The organism is Elusimicrobiales bacterium (assembly GCA_041651175.1).
Taxonomy (GTDB): domain Bacteria; phylum Elusimicrobiota; class Elusimicrobia; order Elusimicrobiales; family Elusimicrobiaceae; genus JAQTYB01.
Genome location: JBAZJT010000022.1, coordinates 24385 through 30832, shown reverse-complemented (window position 1 = coordinate 30832; position 6448 = coordinate 24385). Strand labels below are relative to the sequence as shown.

The following is a 6448-nucleotide window of genomic DNA, read 5'->3' as shown; positions in this document are numbered from 1 at the left end:
CAGAATTCTGCGCGAAGCGGAGGAAAAAGACACGGTAAAATCAATCAAAACGGGAGGCATGGCAAAAAATATCCCGACGGAGCCACGACGAGAGATTTCAGGCTCATTATTCAATTAGAAAATGCTTACCCCGGAGCGCCGCTGATATATTTTAGTGAAACTGCTCCGTGTATGTCCGCAAGAGGCGGCTCTGCGGACAATTCTTCCAACATTTTGCCGGCGGCATTTATTCTGGCAAAGGAAAGTTTTTTCCAGTTTAACCAGTCATCCTCCATGTTCTGCCGCTTTCTTTGTGAAAATTTGACTTTGGCAATCAGCATTTCGCCGCTGCCGAGCCAGCGGATGATTCTGCTGCGTCCGTCGTCGGTTACTGGATGCCTGTTCCCGCCGGATGCGTCCATAAGCCATATGTCTGTTGTCAGGGCGTCCGGCGATTCCTTGTCGGCAAACTGGTCATAGGCGATATATTGCCTGCCGGGGGAAACAAGCGGATAACTCGTAAAATCCGCCAAAAGTTTTGAAGCGCGGGTGGCGACGTTCAGACGGAAAATCCCCATTTCCCTCTTGTCAGTTGTGCCTGCATATATCGCGTATTCCGACGCGGCAATCAGCACGGATATCACCTCTTTTCTCGTGATTAGTCTGTGCCCGGCAAGGCTGCATTCAGGGCTGAAAAAATCGGCGCATTGCGACAGCGGGGCCACCATGGACGGTATCTGTAAATTTTCCGCCGGCCCGGAGCCTTCAGGAGATTTCTCTGCCGGCGGCTGCCGTTTGGCATACTCCGGCGCGCTCTGAACGGGCTCCTCGCGCGCGTCATAGCGATAGCCGTCCGGAACCGGCCTGAGCTTTGCCCGCTGCAAAACCGACACCATCAGCAGAATGCCCAAAATGGCGAACAATATTTTTTGTCTCAAATTGCCCCCCTCCGTGAACGCCGAATTGCATTGTATTTACGTGCCAACCCCAGTGTCAATCATTCCCGCGGCGAGAACGAAACGCCGCCTGCGCTTTGCGCGGGCGGCACGGAACGGAGGCTGCGGCGGAATACGGGGATTTTCAGCTTTTCTGCGCGGGGAGGGCGGACTGCGCCGCCTCCAGTGCCAGCTTTTTGAAATTGTTCCAATGCGCGGCCTCGCCGCCGCCCTGGGCGAAGTCCTTTTTGCCGCCGCCTTTCCCGCCCAGCTTTTCCGCCAGGGCTTTGGCGACGGCGCAGGCGTCCGCCGGGGAATTCTCCTCGGCGGCGGCCACGAAGGATATTTTATCCTCGCGCTTTGAGGCGGCGATTACCAGCGCGCCCGGATGCTCCTTGCGGAACTTGTCGGACAGGGAGCGCAGCATCGCCACATCCGCGTCCGCATTGGCGCAGACGATCACCTTCATGCCGCCCGCAACGTCAAAAAGCGGGGCGCAGCTTTCGCCGGAGGCGGTTTCGCCGCCCCGGTCCGCGCTCTGGCAGGCGACCAGCTTCTGCTTGAGTTCCGCGATCTCGCGCTTGAAATCCTTTTCGCGCTTTAGCAGCCGCTCCACCCGTTTTTCCACTTCCTCCAGCCCGGCGGAAAAACGCTCCGAGAAATTCTCCGCTATCGCGGCTGTGCCGCGCAGGTATTTGATGGCGGCGGCGCCGGCCACCCCCTCTATGCGCCGCACTCCGGCGGAAAGGGAGGAATCTTTCAGGATTTTGACCGTCATCAGCTCGCCCGAGGAATCGGCGTGTATGCCGCCGCAAAGCTCCAGGCTGAAACGCTCCGCCGCGCGCGCAAAGCCGCCTTTGTTGATAAGCACAAAGCGCGCCGGGTCCGCGTACTGCTCGCCGGGAAGCGTGGTGGCGCCCAGGGATTGGGCCTCGGCAAGCGGGCGCTCCTCCTTGCAGACGGAAAGGCCGCTTTCCACGGCGGCGTTGACAAGCTCTTCCACCTTCGCCAGCTGCTCGCGCGACGGGGCGGCGTTGGAGGTGTAATCAAAGCGGAACCGCTCCGGCGACACGTAAGAGCCGGCCTGCCGCACGCCGGAACCCATCACCTGCCGCAGCGCGGCGTTGACCAGATGCACCGCGGTGTGGTTGCATGCGCTGGCCCGGCGCAGCGGCCTTGAAACCGTGGCGCGCGCCGCCATGCCCGTGGATATTTTATCCAGCGCGCGCACCTTGTGCAGCACGGCTTTGGCGATGGGGCGCTGCGTGTCTTCCACCACGGCTATGATATTGTCCTTGCCGTCGGTTATCACGCCGGCCTCGCCGGTCTGTCCGCCGGATTCGGCATAAAACGGGGTAACCGCCAGCGAGACATATCCCGCGCCGTCCTTTTCAAGCGAATCCACAATCTCGCCGGAAGAGTTCAGAATGCCGGTTACCGTAGTTTCCTCGGAAAGCGAGTTGTAGCCCGTAAACACCGCCGGGGGGAAAGACTCCTCCGCCTTCTGGAATAAAAAGACGTCTTTTGAGCCGGAGCCTTTCCAGTTCGCCCGTGCCGCCTGCTGCGCCTTTGCGCGGGCTTTTTCAAAGCCTTCCTCGTCCACGGCAATGCCGTTTTTCTGGGCAAGTTCGCGGGTAAGCTCCAGCGGGAAGCCGTAGGTTTCGTAGAGGTGGAAAACCTCCTCCCCCGGAAAAGACCCGCCGGAGCATTTGGCGAAAAGGTCCTGAAGCATTTTCTCGCCGGCTTCCAATGTGTCCAGGAAACGCTCCTCCTCTGCCTTGATGGTGTCGCACACAAGCTGCTGGTTTTTCTCAAGCTCCGGGTAGCGCTCCTTGAATATGGCGGCGGCGGACGGGGCCAGCTTATGCAGGAAGGGCCCGCTTTTGTCTTTAGCCATCACCGCGCCGTAGCGCACCGCGCGGCGGATAATGCGCCGCAGCACGTAGCCCCGCCCCTCGTTGGAGGGCGTTACGCCTTCCGAGACCAGAAACACCGCCGCGCGGCAATGGTCCGCGATTACGTTGGCGCCGTTTATATACGGTTTTTTTGTGGCGGGGTTGAATTTGGCGTCAAAAGAGGGCTCAAAGCCCAGCAGTCCGGCGGCCTGGCCGATAATCGGCTCAAACAAGTCCGTTGCGAAAGGCGTTTTTTTGCCCTGCACTGCGGCGGCAAGCCGCTCCAGCCCCATGCCGGTGTCTATGTTGCGGCGGGGGAGCTGTTTTAACGTGCCGTCCGCATGGCGGTCAAACTGGGTAAAGACGTGGTTCCATATTTCTATGTAGCGGTCGCAGTCGCAGCCTACCCCGGAACATTCGTGCGGGCCGTAATCGCCGGGGCCGAAATCGTAATAAATCTCGGAACAGGGGCCGCAGGGGCCGGTGGGGCCCATGGTCCAGAAATTTGTATCGTCGCCAAGTTCTTTTATATGGCTGTCGCGCAAATGTTTTGGGAACAGTTTCTGCCATATCTCCACAGACTTCTCGTCGCGCGGGGCCAGCCCGCCCTTGTATACGGTGGCGTAGAGCCTGTCCGGCGGTATGTTCATCTGCTTTGTAAGAAATTCCCACCCCCAGTCCAGTGTTTCGGTCTTGAAATAGTCGCCGAAAGAGAAATTGCCCAGCATTTCAAAAAACGTAAGATGCCGCGCCGTCATTCCCACCCGCTCTATATCGGTGGTGCGGAAGCATTTCTGGCAGCTTACGGCGCGGCTCATGCCGGTTTTCAGGCCCAGGAAATAAGGTTTCAGCGGAACCATGCCGGCTGAAGTGAAAAGCAGTGTAGGGTCCTGCGGAATCAGCGGGCTGGAATTGACCGGCGTATGCGCGCAATTGCGGAAGTATTTAAGGAATTTGGCTCTTATCTCTTGGCTTTTCATGTTGTATAGTATATCAAATGGAAAGATACGCGCGGCAGATGCTGCTGCCGGAAATAGGGCCGGAGGGCCAGGCCAGGCTTGGAAACGCGAAAATCGCCGTTGTAGGAGCGGGCGGGCTGGGTTGCGCGGCTCTGCCGTATCTGGCCGCCGCCGGTATTGGCGAAATCACGGTGATAGACGATGGCGTTATCGCGGAAACCGACCTGCACCGCCAGATTTTGTACACGGCGCGCGATGTGGGCGCGCAAAAAGCGGAAACCGCCGCAAAGCGGCTGGCGGAACAAACACCCCGCATAAAAGTCGCAGCCGCGGCGGAGCGGCTGTCCGCCGTCAATGCCCGGCAGTTGCTGGCGGGGAAAACCCTAGCATTGGATTGTTCTGACAACTTCCCTACACGGAAAATCCTCAACCGGGCCTGCATTCAACTGAAGGTTAAATGCGTATATGCGGCAGTATACCGCTGGGAGGGGCAACTGGCGGTATTCAACCCGGCATACGGCCCTTGTTATGAATGCCTTTACCCCGCCACCGCATGCGACAGGCACGGCTCCTGCTCCGATTACGGGGTATGCGGCCCGGTGGCCGGGGCGATGGGCGCTTTTCAGGCGGCGGAAGCCATAAAGCTCATAGCCGCGGGGAAAAGCGCGCTGGAAGGTAAATTGTGGCTTTTTGACGTGCTGTCCTGCGAAACCAAGACAATCAATCTCGCAAAAAACCCGGCCTGCGCGGCCTGCTCAAAAGGCGCATAGCTGCTTACCCGTTTTCCGCAGTTGGACAGCGGAATTCGCCGGCGGCGAGCGCGACATCCCTGTGCATTTGTGCGTTGTAATTACCTGCTGACGGGTTGCGGTTCTGTCCACAACTGCCGGATAACCCAGAGCAGAGTCAGTCCGCCGGTGATGAAAACGGCAAGCATCGCGCAACCGTAGCCCGCGCGCCCGTACAGAAAATTTCCCACCGCAAACAGCGACGACCAGATGGTGGCGCACCCCGACACCCAGCCCAGCAGCGCCAGGGGGAGGCGCCCGCCCCCCGGCAAATCGCTTTCGGACAGTCCGGCTTCGCGCCGGATTCCGGCCCAGCCGGGGCCGGCGGGGCGGACGAGTTTGAAGAAGCTTATCAGCGTGCCGCGGTCCGTGGCGGGGGCCAGATATGCCGCCGCCAGCCAGCAGATGGTGGTGAAACACACCGTCAGCACAAGCTGGGAGCAGGAGCTGAAATGCACTCCGTAGCCCCTGCGCAGCAGGATGAAGGCGACGGAAATCAGAAAGGAACTGACCATCGCCGCCACTTCGCACCAGGCGTTTATGCGCCACCAGAACCAGCGCAGCAGATATAAAAGCCCCGTCCCCGCGCCGACCTGCAGCACTATGTCAAACGTGTCTTTCGCCGTGTCCAGCGCGAATACCAGCAGCCCGGCGCAGACAAACAGTCCCGCCGTGGCGATGCGTCCTGCGCGCACGTAATGCTTTTCCTCCCTGCCCGGGCGGATAAAACGGCGGTAGAAATCATGCACCAGATACGACGCGCCCCAGTTCAAGTGCGTCAGTATGGTGGAGGAATTGGCGGCGATAAGCCCGCCTACCATCAGCCCCGCAAAGCCGGCGGGCAGGAATTTGAGCATTGCCGGATACGCTATGTCATGCCCCAGCAGGGTGGGGTCCAGATTGGGGAAAGCCTTCTGTATGTCGGATAATTCGGGATACACTATAAGCGAGGCAAGCGCCACCAGTATCCACGGCCACGGGCGCAGCACATAATGCGCCACGTTGAAAAACAGCACCGCGCCCAGCGAATCTTTCTCGGACTTGGAGGCCAGCATCCGCTGCGCGATATAGCTGCCGCCGCCCGGCTCGGAGCCGGGATACCACACCGCCCACCACTGCACCGCAAGCGGAACCACAAAGACGGCAAACGCCATCTCCCAGTTTCCGGTGAAATCCGGCAGCATGTCCAGGTAATGCGTCCCGCCCGGCCCCCTCATGGCGGAGACTTTGTCCACCAGCCCGGACAGCCCGCCCACCTGCGGCAGCTTCAGCGCGAAATAAGCCGCCGCTATCACCGCCGACATCTTTATGAAAAACTGAATCATGTCTATGACCAGCACCCCCCACAGGCCGGAGTGCGCCGCGAACGCCACATTCAGCGCGCCGCAGAACAAAAGCGTCTGCCAGCGCGGAATGCCGAATAGTATGCCGGCTATCTTGCAGGCCGCCAGATTGACATTTGCCATTATAAGGCAGTTGAACAAAAGCCCCAGGTAAACCGCCCGGAACCCGCGCACCGCCCGCGCCGCCGCGCCGGAGTAGCGCAGCTCGTAGAATTCCAGGTCCGTCATCACCCCGCTGCGCCGCCACAGCCGCGCGTAGAAAAACACCGTGGAGACGCCGGTCAGCGCAAACGCCCACCACACCCAGTTGCCGGCGACGCCGTTGCGGCGGACAATGTCGGTTACAAGATTGGGGGTATCGCTGGCGAAGGTGGTGGCCACCATGGAAAGCCCGCCCAGCCACCACGGCACCGCGCGCCCGGAGGCGAAAAATTCCGAGGTGTCCCTGCCGGAACGGCGCGACATCAGCAATGCCGGCACAAAGCAGACAAGCAGCGAGGCCGCTATGATAATCCAGTCAATGAATTCCAGGCGCATGTGTTTGCGCGC

The 6448-nt window shown here is 60.0% G+C and carries 4 protein-coding genes; 1 reads left to right on the top strand and 3 read right to left on the bottom strand.

Features of this window, described 5'->3' with window-relative positions; translation table 11 throughout:
- Positions 1 to 125: 125 nt before the first annotated feature.
- Both WC421_10270 and alaS read right to left on the bottom strand, forming a co-directional pair.
- Entirely contained in the window at positions 126 to 917 is a 792-nt protein-coding gene (locus WC421_10270; GenBank protein ID MFA5162617.1) for a hypothetical protein, read from the bottom strand.
- 142 nt (positions 918 to 1059) lie between these two features.
- The gene (gene alaS, locus WC421_10265) at positions 1060 to 3789 is read right to left on the bottom strand and encodes an alanine--tRNA ligase (protein MFA5162616.1); all 2730 of its coding nucleotides are present in this window, start codon (positions 3787 to 3789) and stop codon (positions 1060 to 1062) included.
- Positions 3790 to 3806: 17 nt separating this feature from the next.
- Here alaS and WC421_10260 point away from each other — a divergent pair, with 17 nt between their 5' ends.
- Positions 3807 to 4538 (top strand): HesA/MoeB/ThiF family protein, encoded by a 732-nt coding sequence (locus tag WC421_10260; protein ID MFA5162615.1) that lies wholly within the window; start codon positions 3807 to 3809, stop codon positions 4536 to 4538.
- 80 nt (positions 4539 to 4618) lie between these two features.
- Here the strand turns inward: WC421_10260 and WC421_10255 are convergent, their stop codons facing one another.
- The gene (locus tag WC421_10255) at positions 4619 to 6436 is read right to left on the bottom strand and encodes a sodium:solute symporter family protein (protein MFA5162614.1); all 1818 of its coding nucleotides are present in this window, start codon (positions 6434 to 6436) and stop codon (positions 4619 to 4621) included.
- Positions 6437 to 6448: the final 12 nt, after the last annotated feature.